The 24,084-nt window shown below is 52.1% G+C and carries 17 protein-coding genes and 1 pseudogene; 5 read left to right on the plus strand and 13 right to left on the minus strand.

The window, feature by feature from the left end:
- Window positions 1–6 precede the first annotated feature (6 nt).
- A complete protein-coding gene (locus tag ACFQ88_RS32185; RefSeq protein WP_379460908.1) occupies window positions 7–1,188 on the plus strand; it encodes an aminotransferase class I/II-fold pyridoxal phosphate-dependent enzyme in 1,182 nt (393 codons plus the stop codon).
- A 23-nt stretch (window positions 1,189–1,211) separates the two neighbouring features.
- Here ACFQ88_RS32185 and ACFQ88_RS32190 read toward each other — a convergent pair whose 3' ends face one another.
- Complete coding sequence (locus ACFQ88_RS32190; RefSeq protein WP_379460910.1) at window positions 1,212–2,303, minus strand: GerAB/ArcD/ProY family transporter; 1,092 nt, start codon at window positions 2,301–2,303, stop codon at window positions 1,212–1,214.
- A 77-nt stretch (window positions 2,304–2,380) separates the two neighbouring features.
- On the opposite strand from ACFQ88_RS32190, the gene ACFQ88_RS32195 reads away from it, so the two are divergent.
- Entirely contained in the window at window positions 2,381–3,136 is a 756-nt protein-coding gene (locus ACFQ88_RS32195) for a ThuA domain-containing protein (RefSeq protein ID WP_379460912.1), read from the plus strand.
- Window positions 3,137–3,148: 12 nt separating this feature from the next.
- Here ACFQ88_RS32195 and ACFQ88_RS32200 read toward each other — a convergent pair whose 3' ends face one another.
- The 12 genes and pseudogenes from ACFQ88_RS32200 to ACFQ88_RS32255 all read right to left on the minus strand — a co-directional run bounded on the left by ACFQ88_RS32200 (window position 3,149) and on the right by ACFQ88_RS32255 (window position 19,383).
- Complete coding sequence (locus ACFQ88_RS32200) at window positions 3,149–3,400, minus strand: hypothetical protein (protein WP_379460914.1); 252 nt, start codon at window positions 3,398–3,400, stop codon at window positions 3,149–3,151.
- Entirely contained in the window at window positions 3,397–4,554 is a 1,158-nt protein-coding gene (locus tag ACFQ88_RS32205) for a Ger(x)C family spore germination protein (protein WP_379460916.1), read from the minus strand. The genes ACFQ88_RS32200 and ACFQ88_RS32205 overlap by 4 nt, the downstream gene beginning before the upstream one ends.
- Before the next feature lie 31 nt (window positions 4,555–4,585).
- Window positions 4,586–6,091 (minus strand): spore germination protein, encoded by a 1,506-nt coding sequence (locus ACFQ88_RS32210; RefSeq protein WP_239633863.1) that lies wholly within the window; start codon window positions 6,089–6,091, stop codon window positions 4,586–4,588.
- 160 nt (window positions 6,092–6,251) lie between these two features.
- A complete protein-coding gene (locus ACFQ88_RS32215) occupies window positions 6,252–7,589 on the minus strand; it encodes an ABC transporter substrate-binding protein (RefSeq protein ID WP_379460919.1) in 1,338 nt (445 codons plus the stop codon).
- Window positions 7,590–7,698: 109 nt separating this feature from the next.
- Window positions 7,699–10,371, minus strand: a complete 2,673-nt coding sequence (locus tag ACFQ88_RS32220; protein WP_379460921.1) for an exo-rhamnogalacturonan lyase family protein — start codon at window positions 10,369–10,371, stop codon at window positions 7,699–7,701.
- A complete protein-coding gene (locus tag ACFQ88_RS32225) occupies window positions 10,329–11,021 on the minus strand; it encodes a rhamnogalacturonan acetylesterase (RefSeq protein ID WP_379460923.1) in 693 nt (230 codons plus the stop codon). Before ACFQ88_RS32225 ends, ACFQ88_RS32220 begins: the two co-directional genes overlap by 43 nt.
- A gap of 4 nt (window positions 11,022–11,025) precedes the next feature.
- Window positions 11,026–11,727: a DUF1961 family protein gene (locus ACFQ88_RS32230; protein WP_379460925.1), complete on the minus strand. Its 702-nt coding sequence runs from the start codon at window positions 11,725–11,727 to the stop codon at window positions 11,026–11,028.
- Window positions 11,728–11,950: 223 nt separating this feature from the next.
- Window positions 11,951–13,495 carry an extracellular solute-binding protein gene (locus ACFQ88_RS32235; RefSeq protein WP_239633858.1) on the minus strand — a complete coding sequence of 515 codons (1,545 nt, stop codon included), beginning with the start codon at window positions 13,493–13,495 and terminating at the stop codon, window positions 11,951–11,953.
- Between the two features lie 154 nt (window positions 13,496–13,649).
- Window positions 13,650–14,534: a carbohydrate ABC transporter permease gene (locus tag ACFQ88_RS32240; RefSeq protein ID WP_239633857.1), complete on the minus strand. Its 885-nt coding sequence runs from the start codon at window positions 14,532–14,534 to the stop codon at window positions 13,650–13,652.
- An 18-nt stretch (window positions 14,535–14,552) separates the two neighbouring features.
- Window positions 14,553–15,457, minus strand: a pseudogene (locus ACFQ88_RS32245) (ABC transporter permease).
- 298 nt (window positions 15,458–15,755) lie between these two features.
- Window positions 15,756–18,095: a helix-turn-helix domain-containing protein gene (locus ACFQ88_RS32250; protein ID WP_379460928.1), complete on the minus strand. Its 2,340-nt coding sequence runs from the start codon at window positions 18,093–18,095 to the stop codon at window positions 15,756–15,758.
- A 241-nt stretch (window positions 18,096–18,336) separates the two neighbouring features.
- Window positions 18,337–19,383 (minus strand): glycoside hydrolase family 88/105 protein, encoded by a 1,047-nt coding sequence (locus ACFQ88_RS32255; protein WP_379460930.1) that lies wholly within the window; start codon window positions 19,381–19,383, stop codon window positions 18,337–18,339.
- 419 nt (window positions 19,384–19,802) lie between these two features.
- Between ACFQ88_RS32255 and ACFQ88_RS32260 the strand changes: the two genes are divergently transcribed.
- The 3 genes from ACFQ88_RS32260 to hrpB all read left to right on the plus strand — a co-directional run bounded on the left by ACFQ88_RS32260 (window position 19,803) and on the right by hrpB (window position 23,569).
- Window positions 19,803–20,231: a cell wall hydrolase gene (locus tag ACFQ88_RS32260; protein ID WP_379460932.1), complete on the plus strand. Its 429-nt coding sequence runs from the start codon at window positions 19,803–19,805 to the stop codon at window positions 20,229–20,231.
- A gap of 333 nt (window positions 20,232–20,564) precedes the next feature.
- Window positions 20,565–20,792, plus strand: coding sequence for a 3-dehydroquinate dehydratase (locus tag ACFQ88_RS32265; RefSeq protein ID WP_239633853.1), 228 nt, complete (start codon window positions 20,565–20,567; stop codon window positions 20,790–20,792).
- Between the two features lie 236 nt (window positions 20,793–21,028).
- Window positions 21,029–23,569, plus strand: coding sequence for an ATP-dependent helicase HrpB (gene hrpB / locus ACFQ88_RS32270; protein ID WP_379460954.1), 2,541 nt, complete (start codon window positions 21,029–21,031; stop codon window positions 23,567–23,569).
- The last annotated feature ends 515 nt before the right edge of the window (window positions 23,570–24,084 follow it).

Raw genomic sequence — 24,084 nt, forward strand, 5'->3', positions numbered from 1 at the left:
GTAACCATGATTACAAATTGGTCCGATCGCATTTCTCCTACCATCCAAAACATTCCCCCTTCGGGAATTCGCCGTTTTTTCGATATGGCTTCCGAAATGAAAGGCGTCATATCGCTCGGGGTCGGCGAGCCCGACTTTGTAACTCCCTGGAACATCCGGGAAAACGGCATTCAATCGTTAAGGCAAGGCTATACGATGTATTCTTCCAACGCCGGACTGCTGGAGCTCCGGGAAGAAATCGCCCGCCATTTGCACGACTGGTACAGAGTCAAGTACGAGCCGCGCAATGAAGTGCTTGTTACGGTAGGTGTCAGCGAGGCGGTAGACCTTGCACTCCGCGCCATCCTCCATCCGGGAGATGAAGTGCTGATTGCCGAGCCTTGCTACGTGTCCTATGCGCCCTGCACGATCATGGCCGGAGGGGTGGCAGTTCCTTTGAGCACCGATGCCGACAATGAATTCCGGCTTACCGCAGAGCAGCTGGAAGCTGCTATTACACCGCGTACCAAGGCATTGCTTATCAATTACCCGAACAATCCGACCGGCGCTACGATGCCGCGCAAGGAATTGGAGAAAATCGCCAAGGTGGTGGAGAAGCACGACTTGATCGTCATCTCCGACGAGGTGTATGACAAACTGACTTATGTAGGCGAGCATACTTGTTTCGCAGCGCTGCCCGGCATGAGAGACCGGACGATTTTGCTGAACGGATTTTCCAAGGCTTACGCCATGACCGGATGGCGACTCGGGTATGCATGCGGCCATCCGGAAGTGATCAGCGCCATGACCAAAATCCACCAATATACGATGATCTGCGCTCCCATGACGACCCAAAAGGCGGCTATCGAAGCGCTGCGCAACGGCACGGAGGAGATGAAGGAAATGGTCGCTTCCTACGATCAGCGCCGCCGTCTTGTACTGAAAGGGTTCGAGGAGATCGGTCTGCCCTGCTTCGAGCCGAAGGGCGCGTTCTATGCCTTCCCTTCCATTAAGCATACGGGACTGACGTCCGAGCAATTCGCCGAGCAGCTGCTTAACGAGACCAAGGTAGCCATTGTCCCCGGCAATGTGCTGGGCGCATGCGGTGAAGGTCATATCCGCTGCTCTTATGCTTCCTCCGTTCAGAACCTGACCGAAGCGCTGGAACGGATGGGTACTTTTTTACAGAGCTTGACGCAAAAAGTGTAGGCTGACGCTTTGGCCGCATCCAGTTAGCGAGCTTTTCTCTTGAACATGGCCGCAATCGTAATGAGCACTAACGGAACGTACGCTACAGCAAAGCTCATCAGCGGCCTTACGACGGCAACATTGTCGCGGAACTCCGCATCGGTTCTAAACATGGTGAGGGCGAGCAGCAGAACGATCAGTGTGATGGGGAAGGTTACAATGCTTTCATCTTGAAACTGAAACAGCTGCGCCGCCACCCTTGTCAAAACAAACAGCACGATGGTTGTTTTCATAAAAGAACCGACTATCAGCGAAACGCCGATAATGGATTCCACTCGTTCGAAAATACTCTCGACACTAACCATCCGGGCAATCTGGAACAAGGAAAACCGCAAATCTCCAGCCATCGGGCCAAACGCCATGATCGTGCATACCGTAACGATAAGCAGCCCTGCCGTATGGAGAAGCAAGGCAATATGCAACGATGCCCCCGGCGATTTTCCTTTTTCCGTGCGGACGTAAGGCATTAACATGGTCAGCAGCACCACGTCTGCATAAGGCACTCCAAACGCCATATAGGCGCCGTGAAGAACGGGATTGAAGCCTTTCGGAAGCAAGGGAGTAAGGAATTCCGGCTGGTAATAAGGCAGGACCAGCAACAGGACCGCTATAATGAAAGTGAACATGACCATGATCAGCAAGATGAACATTCGGGCCATAACTTCAATACCTGCTTTTACAGTCAATGCCGCCGTCATCAGTATCAGCACATCAAAGACGTAATCGGGAGTCAGCCGCATCATCGACGTGGTGAAGAATGCGGAAATATCTCTTACGATATTGGCTGTCAGCATGAGCGGCATACTGATAAAAGGAATAATAATGACAGCCGTCCAGCCTGGGCCTATCGCTTGCTTCAAGATTTCGACGATAGTCAATCCCGGGTAGCGGCGGTATAAATACAAAATACAGATGAGCGCCGGCAATCCCAGCCCATAGGCGAGAAGAATGGATATCCAGGCAGCGTTCGACGACGCACCTATGAGAGGCTGAGGAATGTTGACAATGGAGGAACCCGTTAGCGAAATGAGAAACAGAGCGCTCAACTGCGCTACACTGATCGTTTCTTTTCTCAAGCGTTTCCCCCCTTTTGGTAGCTAGTATTTGCCATTATGGCTGGAAATATTTGCGTCCGGATCGAAGAATTGTGCTGATGCGGAAGAGACCGCATATACTGACAGCAGCGAAAGCTCTGTACATTTCGTTCGAAGGGGTGGCGGAATACGTGAAAAGGGCATTTTCCATCCGAATCCATGATTCGTCAGTGATGCCGAAGCGCTCGGACCGATATAAAAAAGCGCTCATCGTCTACGGAGACGATGAGGGGCACCGACACAAAGATGTCGCTCAAATCATGGGCGGCTGGCTTCGGGAGGAAGGCTTTGATGTCACGCTTTCCGATACGCTGGACAGCTTTTTGGAGACGAACCGCTTGAAATCGATGCATTTAATTGTACTGATCTGGACTAGAGGAACGATCCGGCCACAGCAGTTGGCCAATTTGTTATCCGCTGTTCGCGATGGCGTCGGATTTACCGGAATTCACAGCACCATAGGCGCCTTTCGCGGAGAGATCGACTTTCATCATATGATCGGAGGGCAGTTTCTGGCGCATCCGGGGGGCGCGGACACGACCTATACCGTGCACATGTCTGGCAATCACCCGCAAATAACGCAAGGACTGTCCGACTTTACTGTAACGACGGAAAAATACTATATGATGCTGGATCCGGCGATCTGCGTATTGGCATGGACGTGCTTCGGCGAAGTGGAAATGCCCGTGGCCTGGACGAAAAGCTATGGACACGGAAGGATTATGTACTGCTCCCTCGGCCACACCTTGAACATGGTTACTCTGCCTCAGGTCGAGATACTAATGAAGCGTGGCATGAATTGGGCGTCCCGATAGCTTTACGTTTCATTAATCGGGTGCTTTTACCGCTTCTACAATCCGCTTGCCCGGCTGCTCGAACAAATAATCTACGGCTTCGTCCAGATTGGGCCATGGCAAATCCAGAACATAAATCACAACCAGGTACAGAGAGCATAGCATTAGAATACTGTAAACCATCCGCTCATGGCGGCGAAGCTTTCGCAGCTTTGGAAATTCGCAGGCCAATACTGCGCTGTAGCATAGGAGCATGACCAACAATTTTTCGAATATGGTTCTCATTTCGCTATCGATCTGCCGGAGGTTGTTCCCGTATTTCGAAGAACGACCCGGACGTCAAATTCAAATTTCACATGAGCGAACCGCTCTTCCCAATCCGGCTTCCAGCGTTTCCATAGCTTCAGATGCTGCCTGTACACTTTGTTGCCAAGTCCAAGGGAATCCACCTTCTTCTGTTGCAAATGCCGGACTAGCTCCCGCATTTCCTGCACAACCTTCTTTTCTACCTTCCGGGTAAAGGCCATCTCCTGCTCGCGCGTTTTAATCGTGGAACAGTGCATCTCACCTACCGCCCCCTCTATATTGGTTATGTAATGAACTGTCAACGTCTCCCCTTCAATCTTCATCTCCGATGTCGTATAGGAGTTGAATACTTCCACCGATTCGTCTTCAAAATGCTGCCCGCTGTCATTTTTGCTGCAGGGCAGGTCAATAACCCCGCTCTCGTAATCATTCGTCAGCATCGAGAGCCGTTGAGCTTCATTGGAAGTGAGGAGGTCGACCATCTTCCCCTTCTTCAAAACCGCAATCCCGTCGACCGTCGCATCCTCACCATGAAAGCGCAAATAAGGAACCGTTCCGAAGCCGGTCTCGCTCTTTATTTGCAGTGCGATGTTGATTAGCGCCGTTTTGACGGTTTTGGAGGAAAAGCGGGATGCCGTTTCTTGAATCCGCTTGAGCTGCTGCGCCATTGTATTTTCAATGAAAGGCTTTATGCTTATATATTTGCGTGCTTCCCCTTCCGTAATAAATACGAGTATCGTTCCGCGAGGCTCGTGATCCCGTGAGTAAAAGTCCAGGACCCTTCCGAGTCCCTGCGATTTGGCCAGCGATTCACTCACAAGAATGACGCGCATATGGTCCCATTTCGCTTTCCGGCCAAGATGAATGGGTATATCGCGAATCGCTTCAAATACCGAATGGCCTGTCGTTTTGACTTGGAATGAGGAAGGCCCTCCTTTGGCCGCCATATGGGACTCCATCCCCCCTCCGCCTGGCTTGTAAAACAGTGTCGTCAACTCGGTATCTCCCACCCTGTTCTCGTCTATCGCCGCTCCTTGTACGAAGCCGTACTCCGGCAATTCCGCCTTATCCCAGCATCCTGTCAGCAGGACGGAAAATACCATGAACCCAATAGTTAGCCAGGATGTTCTCATCGATATTCCCTCATTCCATCTACCGGTTGATCTAACGCCGCCCGCCGCCCATCCTGCGGACACGCGAGGAGCGGAGCAAATACTTTAACGGAGCGCGAATCAGCACGTCTCTCAGCTGTCCGGGATGCAGCGGAGCGTAGGCTGACAAATAAGGCTGGCCTAACGATCTCAAAGCAGTCAAATGCAGCAGAATAAGCAAGTATCCGATCATCAGGCCGAAAACACCAAGCGTCGCCGCAAATATCATGAGAGGGAAGCGCAGTATCCTTACGGTAATTCCCAGGTTGTATTGCGGCATTGAGAACGAGGCGATCCCTGTAAGCGCTACGACGATAACCATGATCGGCGATGCAATCTTTGCTTGAATGGCAGCTTGTCCTATGACAAGCGCTCCCACGATGCTGACGGCGGAGCCTACGGGTCTTGGCAGACGAATGCCCGCTTCCCTCATGATCTCAAAGAAAAACTCCATGATGAGGGCCTCCAGATAAGCGGGAAAAGGAATTCCTTCCCTTGTATCGAGAATGGCGAGCAATAATACCGTCGGGATCAATTCGGGATGATACGTCGAAAAAGCGATATAAAGACTCGGCAGCGTAAGCGCCATGAAAAAAGCGGCGAACCGGATGGTGCGAACGAGCGTTGAGTAAACGGTACGTTCATAATAATCCTCGCTTGTTGACAGAAACTCAACGAACAGGCCGGGACATATAAGAATGGAGGGCGTTCCGGACACCAGAACAATGATTTTGCCGTCAAGCAGTGCCGATATGGCAACATCCGGCCGCTCGGTATATCGATACTGGGGAAACGGCGAATAGGTCGAATCCTCGATAAGCTCTTCTACATATGACGTTTCCAAAATATTTAAATCTTGAACCTGGACGATTCTTCGTTTGAATTCAGCCAATGTTTCGGGATTCACATTTCCGTCCATATACCCGTAAGCTACCACCGATTTAGTCTGGCCTTGGGTCGTGATGGTCTGGATTTTGAATTGGGAGTCCCGCAGCCGCGACCTTAGAACACCGATATTTTTGGTTATGCTCTCGACCGTGCTGTCATGCGGGCCGCGGACAACGGGTTCATTAATCGGTTCGCCGACTTGTCTCGTCTCTACTGCATAAGCAGGGAAACCAAGGGCAAATTCCCAGCTGTCCAGAAAAATGACAACCTCCCCGTTGAGCACTGCATGTACCGTTTCAGGGAAATGGGTCCATACGACAGCAGGTCTTGTTGACACGCCTTGCCTGCTGAAGAACAGCTTCACCTCTTCGATATTTACAGCTTCGATAGGCTTGTTCTCGCGTTCGGACAAATCCTGCAGAACCGTTTGCAGAAAGTTCACTTTGTGCGAATCAATAAGACTCTCGCAATAGACAGCGATGGACTCATATTCGAATCGGGGACCGAAACGGTACCGGGTTATGATAATATCCGAGCAGTTGGCGAACGCTTTGTCCAGCCGCTCGTAATTTTGGTACAGGCTGCAAGAAATGGCGTCATCCGTACGGTTACCGGGTTGCTTGTTATCCATCTCGCTCCCCCTTTTTCCTATGGTTCCTTGGTCTTGTTATCATTTCTCAAAATGGGAATGATATGCATCCAATGCCTTCGCCCTGCTGTCTTTGCGTCCTCTTGAGACAATGACAAAAGCCCCTGAGCAATCAGCTCAGAGGCGTCTGTTTAAGCAACGATTATTTATTCTTCAATCCGTCTAATAATTTATTCGCTTCTTCCTCGGCGGTTCTCATCATCGTATTGATATCCATTTCACCCGATGAAACCTTGTTTAAGTTTTTCGTGTAGGTGCCAAGAATCGGAACCTGGCTTTCCGCAACCGATTTGTCGGCGATGGCTGGGAATTTGTTGTAGAAGAAGGCTGCGTAGTTCTTTCCTTTAAAAGCGCTTTCTTGTCCGAGCGCCTTTTGGATCGATTCGTTTTTCAACGTTGTCATGATGCCTTTCTTGGAGTATTCCATTTGATATTCGTCCGACGTCAAATATTTGAGCACTTCCATGGCGGCGTCCTTGTCCTTGGCCATCTTCGTAATGGCAAAATAGCCCGGGTACGATTGCGGCCCTACTCCCGGCATATCCGGCATGGTCGGTGCGGAGACGATATCCCAGTTGAACTTGGACAGCTCCTCTTTCATTACTTGCGGCATAACCGGCGAGGAGATGTACATCGCCGTCGTCTGCTCCTTCGCGAAGAAATTCAAATCAAGGATTTTCCCTTTGTTGTTAGCCATCGCCTTCTGGTACACCGGGTTGTTCGTTGGCTGAATCAGCTGCAGGTCCAATACTTGCTTCCATTTCTCGTTCGTAATGGTGGAGCGCTTATTCTTATCGATTAACGGCAGCGAATATTGGTTAACAAGGAACAGATGGTTTACCGACGGTGAAAAACCGGTATACGTGATGCCGTCCTTCTCGACATTCAGCTTCTTGGCGATTTCGTTCAGCTCGACCCACGTCATGCCGTCCTTCGGGTAAGGAACGTTCAGCTTGTCGAAGATGTCCTTGTTGTAGAACAAAGCCATGCGCTCGTTGTATACGGGCAGACCATAGATTGCACCGTTGCCCAGCTGCTTCATGACGTCGATTAGGGAAGGCTCGAAGCGGCTCAAGTCCACCTGATGCTTTTTGAGCAAATCGGTCATATCATAGCTGAGCTCGTATACCATGTTGCTGGACGGAAACGAGCCGATGGAATCCCAGTGGATATCGATTCGTGTGCCTGCATTGATCAAATCCGGCAGATCGGTTCCTTGCGCTCTTTGTATGTATTTGATGGTGTAGTTCGGGAATTTCTTGCGGATCGCATCGCCGTATCGGTCGTTGAAGCTGGCCTCGGAATCGCGGCTCATCGAGTAGAATACGAGCTCGGCCGGCTCTTTGTTTTCCTTTACCGCTACCTCCTTGGGCTCTTGCGTCGCACCTGCGGGACCGCTTCCATTGTTACCCCCGCAAGCGGTGCCCACCATGCTTACCGCCGCCAATGCGGCCAAGGTGCCTGCCATTTTCTTTTTCATTGAAACATCCCCCTTAAATCATCCAAAAATAAGAAAATATTACAGTAAAGATTTACACAAAAGCCCGCACCGGTAATCGAACGAGCTTTTGTGTTTCATCTAGGCTGTCTTAGTTGTGAACTGCCGCAACGGTTTCCGCGTTGACCAGCGCATCGCCTATGAGCTCCAGGCAAACGATGGCGTTCAGCGACCATTGCGAGACCGTATTGGTTGCGATCCAAGGGATTTCCTTGATCGGACGTATATACTCAAGCGTTGGAACGGGCTTCGTAATTTCCGTCAGGGTGACCTTTCCTACTTCGTCGTTCAGCAGGATGTCCCAGGCTAGCTTAGCCAAGGCTTCATCTTTGTTGTGGAACGCTGCATAGGCTGCGATGCCAGTGGAGAACATCGGCCACGCATAGCCTCCGTTGCCCAGATCGCCAGCCAGCTTCTGGCGTTTCTCTTCCCGCGGCAAATTATAGAATTCGCCGATCTCCACGAGCATGCTCTGCCATTCGGCGTCCTTCAGCATCAGCGCGAGCTCCATCCAAACCTGCGGACCGCCCATGCAAATAGCCAAGTGGCCTCCGGCATTGTTGCCCATGTCGTACAGCTTGCCGGTTTTCGGATCGTAGCCGTGAACGGCGAGATTTTTCATCCGGTTCGGCATGTTCTTCAAGCTTTCAATGCCTGTAAGCAGCTTGTCACGATATCCTGTATCCTCGTAGCGTTCCCAGCGGGTCATCCAGTTGGAGCTGAACGCCGCCCAATCCGGACCTACACGGGCGTGTGTCGGATACTCGTCTTTCGGGAAGTAATAGCGCATCGGATCGAGATGCACCGTCGTATAATCGGAATCGGTCACCTCGTCCATGATATCCCCGATCCGCTCGTCGGCAGTCAAGTAATAGTAAAAGCGGTGCAGGCCAGCCATGCTGATCCGCGCTTCCTTGCAGCCGCAGCCCCAGTGAACGACGTTGTGCCTGGAGCCGAGCCCCGCGTATTCGCCGAAATGGTACACGTCGACTTCACTCGTATGCCGCGTCATCGCTTCCGCCATGCGGAAGATGTCTTCCCGGCCGGAGCGGAGGAACATGTACCAGAGCCACATGTTCGGCACGAGCTCCGTATTCTGCCATGCGCAGCCGCCGATATCGTAACGCCAAGCATGACGCGTCGGATCGTAGCCGTGCATCACGTCCCCGAAGTCCCAGAACCCGTACCAGCGGCGCTGCTCGATCTCTTCCTTGTAGAACTCGATGCCGGCGTTCAGTTGGTCTTCCAGCCGGGCGTGGGCTTGCGTGCTGCGATTCGGAAGGCTCCAGACGCCGAACGCTTTGACTTCGTGATAGTATTCAGGCTCGCATACAAGCAGGGATGGAGACTGGCACTCCAATGCCGCTGCATACAACGTTTCGTGAGAAGGGGTCTGGTCGTAGCACCAGATCGCCAGCTCGCTTGTGTTCGCGATGCCGTAAGGAGTGCTGCGCATTTCATCGAAGCCCTCATAGGAAGACTGAAGGTGCGTCGTCGTGTCATAATGGCGCAAATCCATCGGTTCGGCGTCGGGAGACCAGAACCATACCGTCATTTCCGCTTCGTCCTTGGACGTATGATGAAGCTCCATGGACGAAGGGTACTTTTTCCAGAAGTTGCGGACGCCTACGCCCAATCCTCCGTTTTCTCCGCCGGCATAGACCGTTCCTAGCGAGCGCTGTCCGAACGCCGAGCGCAGCCATGTGCAGCCTTCCTGCGTCCGCTTCGTAATCGTATAGGAATCGGCGGTGCCTTGAACAAGCTTGAAGCTGTCCCATACGGCCGATTCCTCGATCAGTCCGATGAAGCGCTCGTCTTCCTCAGCGTCGAACCCTACCTTTTCACCAGCCGTCTGGCGTTTGAAAATCTCTTGATACTTCCCGTTGGTCCGGAAAGTCATCAGATGCTTCGGAGATTCGGCGAACAGCCCGCTGTCTCCGGTAAAGCGGATATGACGGTTGTACAAAGGCCCTTGCATCGGTACGCGGAACGTCATACCGATCCCTTTGATGAAGTCCATGTGCGGGTTGCCGTCGAATACGAACGTATGAAGCGCTTTGATCGTATGCTGTCCCGCATAAAAGTAAAGCCGCAGCGTGAACGGAATCCATTCCCGCACGCCGGTGTTCAGCTTATGATTGCCTTCGATGCGTACAACGGCGCGGATCGGGCCGTTCTGCTCGACAACGGCTTTGGAAATCCGGCTTGTAAAATGATGCTCCTTCGTTGTTTTCATCCCGGAGGTGGTATGACGCTCCTCCCGGATGCACTGCAGTTTACCGTCGGAGCATACCAAGGATCCTTCACGGTGAATCGAGCGGATCAGCGAGCTTCCTTCACGGTTCAAACGGCAGATGATGCTGCCTGTATCAACGGTAATGGTATCGTCCGATTCCGTTACTGCAACGGATTCAGCCGCAGCGGCGGCCTTGCCTTTTACAATGGAATAAGTATCGGAGCGCTCCCCTGCAATGGATACCGCATGCGCGGACCATTTGACGCTTCCGTCGGGCCAAAACGCCGTAGGCCAAGTCTGTACGGGAAGCTCCTCTCCATCCGTTCCGAGCAGTGTCAGCGATTCGCTGCGCTGCAGAACCCCTTCCGCCCACGGAATTCCCCAGGTAACGCCCGCTCCATCAGGTACATGCCCGCTTGTACCCAGCCATTTCAACTTGATTTGATCTGCTTGTATAGTCACTGTTTCGTTCGCTCCTTTAACTGTTAGCTTTGTATGGATTTCATAAATGGACGCAATGCAGGACATACTTCGGCCAGCCCGGCAACCGCCAGCCCCGCCACTTCTCTTGCTCCGTACTCGTTAAAATGCGTGTTGTCCTGTACTCCTTTGGGATAATTGGGATGCTGTCCCGCCTCAAGCCAGACAAACAGCTTCTTCGAGCTCTCAGGACCCAAAGCGCGGTACAGCGCTTCGGTCTTCGCTTCCAAATCCACCAGCAGTACTTGCTGCTCTCTCGCGAGCCTTTTCATCGCTTCCGGATAAGCCCCGTGGGTAGGGACCAGCTCTCCATCCGCATTAAAGTGTCTTCTCGCTACCGATGTGAACAATACGGGTGTGGCTCCAGATTTACGTGCGAGTGCAATATATTGCATCAAATGGTCCAAATAAGTCGTATCCGCATCGGTATGCCGCGCGGCATCCTGCTTTTGGTCGTTGTGCCCGAACTGAACGAACAAATAGTCGCCTTGCTGTATCGATTCGGCGATGGGGTTCAAACGGCCTTCGTCAAGAAAGCTCTTGGAGCTTCTGCCGCAGGAAGCTTCATTGAATACCGCAATCTCCCCTTGGAGAAGCTCGGGGAGCATTTGTCCCCATCCGGCCATAGGAGACTGCTCGGCAGGATAGTTCGCGGCTGTCGAATCTCCGCTTATATAAATTCGAGTCGGTCTTGACACAAGCTTATCCCCTCTCCAGCGCATGAATGCTTAAATTGGCATACTCCCCGATCATCGGAGCCAGCTGGCGAAATCCGATCTTGCCGCCCTCCAGCCTCTTGCCATATGCCGTTCCGTCATCATGCCATTGAAACACGATCATGTCGTTGATCTTGAATACGATTTCATCTTTCCATTTCAAAAGCTGGATACGGTACGGACCGGCGGCATCCTGAACCGAAGGAATCGGGTCTCCGCCCTGCGCTACCAGGTGCAGGCCGTAGCTTTTGCGCAAATTACACGTATGAAAGCTGCGTTCGTCCGCTTCCTTCCGGCGGAAATAAGATACATGGTACGCGTGGATATCGCTGTGATGATATTGCGGATAAATGCCTGTTCGTTCCGCCAGCGACGGATCGAACAAATCTTCTCCGTTAGCCCCTTTGGCGGAGAAAAAGGTCATGCAAAGCCCGGGCTCGCGGATCGGCCAGAAATCCCAGGAAATCGCAATCGAATCCGGGAATTCGACCGGACACCAGAAGACGAAGTTCGCCTGCTGACCCAGCTTCGGATCGAGCACGTTCTCCATTCTCATTCTTCGCTGCGGAAAGCTGATGGCCGCCTGCCCTTCCATAATAAAATCACTTACATCGTGTTCGCCCGACAATGGATTCTGATAAAGCTGTTCTCCCAGCTTCCATTGTACGGTCTCCGTTTGAGCTGCCATATTGCCTTCCTCCTTGCTTTATTGCTTTACTGTACTTGACGGGCTGTTTTCCAGCCATTGGATATTCTTGTGATGGCCGTCATCGGGCCTTAGACTTTGTTGCAGCGATTTTCACTTCCTTGCATCCTGCTGCTGTCAACAGCTTATGCGGGCGCCGCAGGGCGCTTTTCCCCTTAAGAATGCAGAAAAAGAGGCTGTGTCTCACAACACAGCCCGGAGTGAATTATTTCTTTTTCGAAGCTGCATACAGATCGTTGATTTCTTTGACATAGTCGTCGCCGCCGCTCTTCTTCCACAGCTCTACAGCCGCTTTGAAGCCCGCCTCGTCGATTTGTCCCACGATGAACTTCGTTCTGGCATCGTTGATGATGTTATCCAACTGTGGTCCTTTTTGAGCGTATACGTTCGATACAAGCGGTTCTGCAGGGTTAGGCACGACGATGGATTCGTTCGCTTTTTGCACGTCGTTCGATTTTTTGCGAACCGGCGTTTGAACGACCTCAAGGTAACGGTTCTCAGGAATACCCATGAACATTTGGTTCAAGCCGCTGACTTCCTGATCCATCAAAGCCGTGTCCTTGGTAGGCTCGATGCCGCCTTCCACTTTCTTGTAATGCTTGCCTTCGATCCCGTTGAAGCCCAGGTTTTGCGCTTCCGTTTCGTTCAGCTTGTCCAGGAAGTTAAGCACTTGACGAAGCTCGGCTTCGGTTTTCACCGTCGATTTGGAGATAGCTACCATACCGGCATATCCGGAAGTCGGAAGCGCGCGGTTTCCTTTAGGACCGGATACGGAGCCCAAAATATCCATGAAATATTTGTCCTTCTGATCTTTGCCCGCTTGCTGCAAAGCCAGATGAATCTTATCGTCGATCCTTGCCGCGTTGTCCGTTACGTCGACCATGACGCCGGCTTGGCCGTTAACAATCGGATCGGTCCACTTGTTCGAATCCATAACCGCAAAATCCGCATTGATCAGCTTCTCGTCATACAGCTTTTTAAAGAACTTCAGAGCTTCCAAATACTCCGGTGTCGCATGGGCCGGAACTAGCTTGCCGCTTGCATCCTCACCCCATTTATTAGGCACGCCAAACCAGGTTTGCATAATCTCGAAAGGCCCGTTGTACTTGGAAATAACCATGCCGTACGTATCGTTTTTGCCGTTTTTGTCTGGGTCTTTCGTTGTAAAGGCTTTCAGCATGTTGTAAAAGTCGTCAATCGTCTTCGGCTCTTGCATTCCAAGATTATCTAGCCACTCTTTGCGGTATACGATACCGTTTCTCCCGAGCGGTCTTGCGCGGTAGATGCCGTATACTTTGCCGTCGACGGAAATGTTGTTCAATACGATCGAATTCGCTTTGCTCAGGTTCGGATAGTCCTTCAAGTAAGGGCCGACTTCCCAGAAGGCGCCGGATCTTGCGGCATTGATGAAGCTTGCCGTCTTATCCTTAATAACCATGATGGTCGGCAGCTTGCCGGATGCGAGCGTAATGTTGATTTTGTCGGCATAAGAGGAATCCGGAACCCATTCCAGGTGAATTTTCGAGTTCGTGAATTTCTCCAGCTCAGCTACTACCGGGCTGCCGTCCTTTGGAAATGTAGGCTTAAAGGCCGGGAGCATAATGCTAAGCTCGACAGGGCCTTGTGCTGCTCCACCCCCATTGCTGGCTTCAGGAGCCTTGTTGTTGCCACAGCCTGCTGCTGTAATAGCGATACTGGAGATCACTACACCGCTTACCAATCGTTTCATTGCTTTCTTATTGGATTTCATGAATCATTGCCTCCCTTTATCTAGTAAACGTTATATATGGATACTCGCATGGCCGGAGTCGACTCTCTAAGATAGTCAGGCAATAATTGTAACGCCGGCTCCTATTAGCCATGTGAAAGAAAACCCTGTTTCATACTTGCGATGCCGACTCTTATTAGCCTTTGATCGATCCGATAAGAACCCCTTTGGCAAAATGCTTCTGCAGGAACGGATACACCAGCAGGATCGGAATCGTACCGACTACGATAACCGCCATTTTGATCGTCTGCTCCGGCGGCTGCACGAAGGTCGGATCGAGCTGGCTCATATCCCCGATGTTGCCCTGGGAGAGCATGACGAGCTGTCGAAGCATAACCTGCAGCGGCCATTTCTCGGGATCGTTAATGTACAGCAAAGCGGTGAAAAAGTTGTTCCAGTGGCCTACCGCGTAAAAAAGGCCGAAGGTGGCGAGGACCGGCTTGGACAGAGGCAGTACAATCCGCCATAACACGCCGAGCTCCGTGCAGCCGTCGATTTTTGCCGCTTCTTCCAGACCCGGCGGCAGCTCCTGGAAAAAGTTTTTGACGACAATAAGGTTAAATGCGCTAATGGCTCCCGGCAGCATCAATGCCCAGTAGGAATCGAGCAAACCTAGGTTTTTAACAACCAGATAAGTAGGAATCATCCCGCCCGAAAACAGCATCGAGAACAGAACCAGATTCAAGATCGTATTGCGCCCCATCAAATCGCGGCGGGCCAGCGCATACGCCATCGTTACTGTAAATGCGAGATTGACCAGCGTCCCCATGACCGTCACGTAGATCGATACGAGAATGCTTCGGAATAACGTGTCCGAGGAGAAAATAAACTGATATCCGGAAAGCGAGAACGTCTTCGGAATGAGGAAAAACGATCTTTGAGTCAATTCCGCTTCCGACGCGAACGATCCGGCGATAACATACAGGAACGGCAGGATGGTAATAATCCCGAGCAGTCCGAGAATGGTATAGTTCAATCCGTCAAACAAATTGCCAAGCAAGGTTTTTTGATGTCTGACCATAGTGTTCGGCCTCCTCTACTAATAAATGCCCGATTGACCGAATTTTTTGGCCAAATAGTTGCTTGTAAACACCAGGATGACGCCTACGATCGACTTGAATAAGCCGACTGCCGTACTGTAGCTGAATGCGCCTTGCGTGATCCCCATCATATACACGTAGGTGTCGAATACGTCGGCGACTTCCCGGTTCAGGGCGTTCGTCATCAAATAAATTTGCTCGAAGCCGTTCTCCAGAACATCCCCTACGCGAAGAATCAGCAAAATAATAATGGTGCTGCGTACCGACGGCAAGGTAATGTGCCACATTTGGCGCCAACGGTTGGCTCCATCCACGATAGCGGCTTCATATTGCTCCGTATCGACTCCGGCCAATGCCGCCAGGAAGATAATCGTTCCCAACCGCACTCTTTCCACATCGTTTGCAGAATGATAAGCGGTCTGAACCAGTCCGGGTTCGAGAGGAAATCGATTTTTTGGCCCGTGTACTGCTCCAGCAGGCTGTTGACGATACCGCCTTCCGTCGTTAAAAACACATAGGAAATACTGGCGACGATAACCATCGAAATAAAGTGCGGAACGTAAATGAGGGTTTGGATCGTCCGTTTGTAGAAGTCTTTGCGAATCTCATTAAGCATCAGCGCAATAACGATAGGCGCCGGGAAGAAAAAGACCAGGTTGTAGAACGACAGCAGCAGCGTATTGCGCAGCAGTCTAGGAAAGTCAGGGTTTTGGAAGAAGTCGCGGAAATGGTCGAGCCCTACCCACTCACTGTTCATGAAGCCTGTAAAAGGCTGGTAGTTCTTAAAGGCAAGAAGAACGCCCCACATGGGAACATACTTAAAGATGGCGAAATATAACAAGCCGGGAAGCAGAAGAATATACATCCATTTGTCCCGTTTCAGTCTTTTGAGGAATCGCGACATCGCGCTGTCCTTATTTTGCTCCCGCATACGGATGCTGTCAGTCATAGTTGTTTGCCCCATAGTTTCACTCCTTGATTCAAAAGTCTAATTCCTGTGACGACATTTTCCGATGTACAACGCTCTCTTTCGACTCGATTCGTCATTCGGTTGTGCTATAGCCACATTGTGTTGCATGGGCCATTTGTTTGCAATTAGACATTCTTGTTTCGGAGATTTAGGGCGGTTGCGCTTCTTTTGCAGAACTACTATTTTCTTGATAAGGAGCTAAAAACCCGCTCCACAGAGCGGGTTTTTAGCGTTATGCCTTGCGGCTCATCTCACGGTATTGGCTTGGAGTGACACCCTCGTACTTTTTGAAAATACGGTTGAAATAGCTGTGCTGATAGCCTACCTTCTCCGACACTTCGTTGATTTTCAGCTCGGAGTTGCGCAGCATTTCCTTGGCCTTCTCCATCCGCAGATCGGTCAAATAATCGATGAAGTTTTTGCCGGACACCTGCTTGAACGTCCGGCTCATGACGAAAGCATTCGTGCCGCAATGCTCTGCGCAGCTGTCCAAAGAGATATCGCTCATATAGTTCGCTTGAATATACAGCATCGCCTGCTCGATCATCTTCTTGAGCTGGAAGTCGGCGCGGTTCTCCATGGCCGTAATGAACGGACGGATCACTTTATTCATGAACCAGGTCCGGATTTGCTCCGGTTCCTTCAGCGCAGACAGCTGCTCGAACATGTTCGAGGACTTGAACAGCTGGTTCGGATTCATCCCCGACTGCATGATGGCATGCTCCAGAGACCCTAACAAATTCATGATTCCTTGCTGCACGTCCATCTCCTTGGCGCCTCCCGCCGTCAGAGCTTCCATGAACGTTTGAATGTGCTGGTCCGTCTCTTCTTCTTGCCCCATCCGCATCGACTGAATGATTTCCCTCTCCAGCGAGAACGGGTACTGGAACGGCTGCTGCTCTTCCATCTTGCTCAGCGCCTCCAGATCGATGATCTGATTCTCGTTGCCGAAGTTGCGGTAGCTGAGCGCCAGCTTGGATTCCTCGAACAACAGTGGAATTTCTCTTACGCAAGGCGTCGCTTTGCCTAAAGTAATGGTCACCTGCATTTTGAGAATTTGGTTGATCGTCTGCATCAGCGTATCGCTTAATTGGTACATTTCCGTTTTATAGGCTTGCCCGCGCGGCATGCTGACGAGCAATCCGACGGTCAAATCATGAAAGTTAATGACATGGCAATCCTCGAACCGTTCTTTGGCGAGCTCCTCCACCATATTGGCCGCCGCGAACGTAATCAGTCCTTCGTCCCCATGGGAAAAACGCCCTACGGTATCAAGCTGCGTCATGCCGATTAATTGAATATACAGCACGCTATACTGCCTGTCGGCCGTATTCCAGCCGTAATGATTCATGCGGTCGATCAAATCTTCTTCGGAATACGCCGTCAAATAGCCTTGAATCAATTGGAGCAGGAAGCCTTCCTTCACCTGCGGCAGCTGATTCGCGAGCTTGCTCTGCAGCTCCAGACTTTCGCGGTTCAAATGCTCCCAATGCTTCTCAATCAGCTCGAATTCATTGCCTTGGGTCGATTTGCCGCCGCTTAACAGCCGAACCAGCTGATTGACCGGGGAATAAATTCGTCTGGAAGCGATCCAGGCCAGCACCGCGGCCAGCAATAATCCTACGCAGCTTACTAGGACGATGGCTTGGGACATAAACACGATCGGCCGTTTGATCGCGCTTGTAGGCGCAATGGATACGTAAATCCATTTATCTCCAATTCTCTCCAGCGCTCCGGCGGAGACGGAATACGTATTCTTCTCCCATTTGAACAAAAAGGACGTTTGTTGGAAATGTTTGCTCAGGACCTCCTGCTTAACGGCTTCGATCAATGGAGACGCATCGCTCTTCTCCCCCGTCGAAACAAGGATGCTGCCGTCCTCCTGCATCATGAAAGCTTCGCCTTCATCGTAGGGAGCAACCGTTTTCAGCAATGAAACGACGTTATCGTGATCCAGCCGGGCGACCATCAAGCCGAACGGCTCGGAGGTGCCGCCAGGAATTTTATGAACGAGGGCCAAATCCTTGTCATCCGGATTTTTGCTAAGAGAGGACACGTTCGTCCAATACACGTTCGGACCGTTATCCTTCAGCTGCTTAAATTCGTTCCATTCCGCCGTATTCTCGCTTGTTACACTGATTTCCGGGTTGAAATGGACCGGCAGCATGCCGTCGATATACAAATCGAGCCGTTTGGCCAGCGGCATAGCGCCCTGCATCAGTACTATCGTTTTGGAAATATCGCGGCTTATGGAAAATTGACGAAAGAAGTCCACTTCCTTCAGACTGTAATCGAATTTGGTGTCCAGCGCGCCATGAGACATCGAAAGCTCCATGTTGGCGAACTGTCCGTCTATGTTCTCCGCTCTCTTGATAATTTGATTTTTATGCAGCTGCAGCAGTTCATTCTCAATCCGGCCGCCGACGAACCAGTATATGATCGCGCCTGTAATTAAACCAGGGATACTGGCGATCAGCAGGATCATGATGAGCATTTTTCGGTAATGTGTTCCTTTGCCGCCATAAAAATGAGATCCCCAGCTGCCAAGCCGTGATTTGATCGAACCGAACAATGCCATTCACCACCAAGCCATATAGTAGAATCTATCTGTTAAATAATGAAATATCGCAAAACAAACACGTGCATTATAAACATACCTTTATTTGTTTTTGTTTTCAACCGTTTTATTTTGAAAAATAATCTATGATGTCTGAAAATGATTGATTTCCAGAAAAATAGAAAAACCTACGAAAGTCGTAGGTTTTAATATACACTATTCTACTCGGATTATCACGGCAGGATTTGATGGAAAATTATTCGCTATCTTTCCATTTGTACGTCAACAGCGATGAAAGGAATACAAGCGCAAGTCCTTGTCCCCAGCCTTGAATGCGTTGATGCGCAACCCCTTTGTAGCCTTCCGCATCCTTCATGACTGCCGTTCCTGCAGAGACGCCTGTTACCGTTCCATTGGCGCTTACGCGTCCAAGCACGCCTGCGATCGCTTTTTGAATCTGCTTGTTATACAGCGGCGATCCGATTGCTTCGTTGAACCGGACAAGGCCTGCAGCCAGGCCAGCCGAACCGGAGGTTTCGGTATAGGCGGACGTATCGTTCAGCACCGTATGCCACAGTCCGTCTTCCGCCTGCAAACGAACGACTGTGCTAAGCTGGTCTCTCAGGGAATCGTACATCTTCATGTAGGACGGATGCGTAACCTCGACGATAGCCAGAGCTTGTCCCATCGTATAAGCCGCCCAGCTGTTGCCTCTCGCCCAATAGACGGCCGACATATTGTTTTGCACCGTGTGATCCCAGCCGTGGAAATACAAATTCGTGTCCGCATTTTGTAAAAATCTCTCGTGCCCGTGGTATTGAAGCAGCCCGTCCTCCAGGTAATCCTCGCGGCCCAGCAGCGTTCCGATCCTAATCAGGAAGTAGCCGGCCATGAACATCGTGTCGACCCACGCCTGCTCCGGGAAATAGTAATTTTGGGATACGGTATGCTGAAAAATGCCGTCGGCGAAACGAACCGCATCGTTCTTCAAATGCTCCGCCATTTCGATGGCTGTCTCCAAATATTTCTCTTGCTTCGTCTCCTCATACAGGCTCAGCAGCGTATGGCCGATCGATACCGCATTCACGGTAAGCGGCGGAATCCCCTCTTCGAGCTGCTCATCGACCCAGCGGGTCATAATCTCTAAATACGCCTCGTTCGTCGTAGCGGCGTAAGCGCGGCTGATCCCGTAGAAGGCAACGCCTGCCGGCCAGTCCCATGTGAAATCCATATTGCTCGTACGATGTACGATCCGGTCGATGGTTTCTTTAATAAGCTGTTCGTCAAATTGTAGTAATGGCAACTTATATCTTCCTCTCCTTGTGCTGTGGGGCAGTTCTTTGGAACTGCCGGGCTTGAGAAAACCGGTATGTCGTAATTTGATAGCACGCTCCGGTGTGGGATGCCCCTCCGGCCGCTGTTGAAACCTGTGTATTCGATTAGAAATAAAGGTATTTTCACAGATTTCAAAGGCGGACGTAAACTCCTCCAGGACATTCCCGTTGTGTTTACTAACCGCATCTTGCCTGCTTCCACCTTATTCGAACGAGAGCTGGTTTACAATCGCACTCTTTTGCTTACGGAGCAAAACGCGTTTGTACTATTTTGTAATGCTTAAGACTTCCTTGCCAAGAAACGTGTCGATATAAGGCTGTACATATCACATAATTCAGTCTTAGCCCACATAGGATAGGGATACATCAATTTCAGGGAGGTGCAGCGATGGCCGTTGTCAAAGCCAGGCAGCAGGATATCGACTTGCTGTCCAGACTGCTTCGTGCGGAAGCCGAGGGTGAAGGCGAGCAGGGAATGCTGATGGTGGGAAATGTCGGAATCAACCGGATTCGCGGGGACTGCTCCGATTTTAAAGGGATTCGAACGATTCCCCAAATGATATATCAGGAGCATGCGTTCGAAGCGGTGCAGCACGGGTATTTCTATCAGTCGCCGAGAGACAGGGAGAGACGGCTTGCCCGCAGAGCCGTTAACGGCGAACGGGTGTGGCCGTCCAAATTCAGCCTATGGTATTTTCGCCCTCAGGGTGATTGTCCGGACACATGGTATAATCAGCCGCTGGTCGGACGGTTTAAGAAGCACTGCTTTTACCAGCCGAAGCCGGGAGAATGTGACGATATTTACAATACGTTTTAGAGCCGAAGGTTCAAAAAGCGAATACCCGTTAAGCGGCATATCGGAGCTGTTGCCTCCCCGCCGGCTTCCCGGGTTTTTTACTTCTATAGAATTTATAATCGGGGCTCCCCGCAAAGTATCTGATTGACTTCGATGCCAATGCTCCACTTAGTGGGGATATTTAGCGAAAAATATTTCTACAATCTGTAACCTTTTTCCGCTATTATCCGTCTTACTAGTAAAATAACAAAAAAAAGTAGAGGCTGTAGCCAAATTGTAAAACTTTTTTAATGTTATTTTAATAATCGTAATATATCCTATTTACATATCCAATATTAGGGTTGGTGATCATTGATGAAGCTGTTTATTACTATCCATAACAAAACAATTCCCGTTTACACCGATGATAAAACAAGTAAAAAATTCAATTTGCTGAAATCCGCCTTGGAAGCGAAAGTAAGCAAAGGACGAAAAGCCATCAAGAAATGTCTGGATTCTATCATCAGCATTGAAATTGTAGGCTGTGAAGCGATCCTGCATTCATTCAACGAACGGGATACTCTCGCTCTGTCGCTTTATTAATCGGCAAGTCTCTCATAGACGCATGAATCAACTGCTCGTACGTAGCCATACGCCCGAGTTGTTGGTGCATGCGTTTTTCTTCTTGCTGCCATCCCGAAAGCTGTTCATGAATGCTAGTTTGATAGAAAGGGTCGGGCTTGTAAGATTCTTATTTTTCTATCTCCGATAGTAACGGTATAATATACGCTATGAACTCAGACGTTATGCACTGAAACTGGTAAGGAAGATGTGGAATGATGACAAAGCTGCCAATAGAAGCCGTACTGCCGTCTCTTAAGGAGACTCTGATGATCCATACCAACGCGGTGCTTGTCGCACCGCCTGGAGCAGGGAAAACGACCCGCATTCCTCTTGCGCTGCTGTACGAGCCATGGCTTGCGGGACGGAGAATCCTGATGCTTGAGCCGCGAAGACTGGCGGCGCGCTCCGCCGCGCGTTATATGGCAGCCTCTTTGGGAGAAGGCGTCGGGGAAACCGTCGGATATCGGGTGAAGCTCGATACCAAGGTCGGACCGCGGACGCGGATCGAGGTTATTACCGAAGGGATATTGACCCGAATGCTACAGGAGGACCCGTCGCTGGAGGATGTCGGTGCCGTTATTTTCGACGAATTTCATGAGCGCAGCCTCCATGCCGATTTGGGACTGGCGCTCTGCTTGCAATCCCAGGCTGTGTTAAGAGAAGATCTTCGCATCCTGGTGATGTCCGCTACTCTGGAGGCGGAGCCGGTGGCCGCATTGATGAACGATGCGCCTGTGATTACGAGCGAGGGCCTCAGCTTTCCGGTGGAAACGCGATATGCCGCGAGAAAACCGGAAGGCCGCATCGAGCCTGCGGCTGCACGATGCATCGCCGAGGCGCTGGAGAACGATGACGGCGACCTGCTCGTCTTCCTGCCCGGAGAAGGGGAAATTCGCCGGGTAGAGGCACTTCTCAACGAAACCGCATCGCTGCGCAGCCGTTCGGTTCGAATCACTCCGCTGTACGGCAACCTCGCGCAGGAAGCGCAGGATGTCGCCATCGCGCCGAGCAAGCCCGGCGAGCGCAAGATCGTGCTTGCCACGGCCATAGCCGAATCAAGCTTGACGGTGGAGGGCGTGCGGATCGTCATTGACGCGGGGCTTGCGCGCGTCCCCCGCTTCTCGCCGCGGACGGGGATGACGCGCCTCGTGACCGTCCCCGTCTCGCGCGCCTCTGCGGATCAGCGCCGAGGCCGCGCCGGGCGTACAGCGCCCGGCGTCTGCTACCGGCTCTGGACGGAGCAGGACGACCGCAATCTGGACCCGCGCAGCGTGCCTGAGATTGCGGAGGCGGATCTGGCGCCGCTCGCGCTGGAGCTGGCGCAATGGGGCGTGACCGATCCAGAGGAGCTGCTCTGGATCGATCCGCCGCCGGCTGCCGCTTACGCCCAGGCGCGCGAGCTGCTGCGAGGGCTTGGCGCCCTTGGCGACGGAGGCGCCATCACGCCGCACGGCAAGAGCATGGCCGAGCTCGGCCTGCATCCGCGCCTTGCGCACATGCTCCTGCAGGCTGCAAGCCTTGGCTTCGGCCGGCTGGCCTGCGAGCTTGCCGCGCTCTTGAACGAGCGCGACATTCTGCGATCCGAGGGCGCCGCGCCCGACGCGGACCTGCGCCTTCGGATCGAGGCGCTCCGGCGGCACGCCCGCGAGCGCACGGAGCGGCAGCAGCCTGCCGCTTACCAGGGCTTCCGCGTCGACACCGCGGCGTGCCGGCGCATCCTGGCCGAAGCCGCGCAGTGGCAGCGCTCGCTTAGGCTCTACCCCGCAGGCGCCGATGGCGATGGGGATGGCGGCATCGACGCCTGCGGCATCCTGCTGGCCTTCGCCTACCCCGACCGCATCGGGCAGCGAAGGCCGAACGGGCGCTTCCTGCTGCGTAACGGCAGGGGGGCCGCTTTCCTGGACGTGCAGCCGCTGGCAAGCACGTCATATTTGGTCGCCGCGGAGCTGGACGACCACGGGGCGGAGAGCCGCATTTATTTGGCGGCTCCGGTAGAGCAGCATGAGCTGGAGCGTCATCTGAGCGACCAGCTCATAGAAGAGACCGCGGTCCGGTGGGATTCGGACACGCAGTCCGTCCGCGCAAGGAAGCGCCTCTATTTGGGCGCTCTGCTGCTGAAGGACGCTCCGGTGGCGAATCCCGATCCGCAGCTGGCATTAACCGCGATGCTCGAAGGCATCGCCCAGGAGGGGCTGTCGCTGCTCACGTGGACTCGCGCCGCCAGGCAGCTTCAGCAGCGGCTTTGCTTCATGCACCGGGTCGATCCGGCATGGCCGGATGCGTCCGATGCAGCGCTCCTCGCTGCGCTGGACCAATGGCTTGCGCCGCACCTCTACGGCGTGCGGAGCCGCGCCGAGCTGGAGCGGCTGCACGTCGCCGATATGCTCGAGGCGTGGATCACCTGGGATCAGCGGCGGGAGCTCGATGCGTACGCACCGACCTATATCGTCGTCCCCAGCGGCTCGCGTATCCCTATCGACTACAGCGACCCGGATGCGCCGACGCTGGCCGTCCGGCTCCAGGAGATGTTCGGGCTGACCGAAACGCCGCGTATCGGACGCGGCAAGGTCCCGCTCACCCTGCACCTGCTCTCCCCTGCGCAGCGGCCGGTGCAGGTGACGAAAGACTTGGCGAGCTTCTGGTCCAACGCCTATTTCGAGGTGAAAAAAGATTTGAAAGGCCGGTATCCGAAGCATTATTGGCCGGATGACCCTCTCGTCGCGATGCCGACCAACCGGGCTAAGCCGAGAACGTAATCGTCAAATGCGCGTCTCGAATCACTTTGCCGAACTTAAGGCTTCCTGGCGCGAAAACTTCTACTAATCGCTTCAAAGATGAGCGTCCATAAAATCCAAGGACCTCGGAATCTTATAAAACTAGCGTGCTAAAAATAGCGTCCTGCACAAAAGTGCAGGACATCGGGCTTGTTGTGATCCTAACTTGTTGGTTCTAGAATCCTTTGGTCAAGAGTGCCATGTAGGCTGCCATCAGACTATTTGGCCGTACTATCTATCGGTCAGGAATTCCGTTATTTTCTGAAATGATGCTTCTTTAGCAGAGTGATCGGACAGGGAGTCCGTTATTTGCCAATTTCACCTGAAAAAACCGTGTTTTCGGTTAGGCCCCCTAATTCCGGAAAGTTCTTGAGATAACTCACGCCTATCGTAGAATAGCTGTTCTTTCCAGCATTTTACGAGGATTTTCGTTTTACACTGCACGTCTATATGCGGCCAGTTCGCTTGAAGCTTCTTTTGCCCACTCTAAAAATGCC

This window comes from Paenibacillus sp. NPDC056579 (assembly GCF_042793215.1).
GTDB lineage: Bacteria > Bacillota > Bacilli > Paenibacillales > NBRC-103111 > Paenibacillus_S.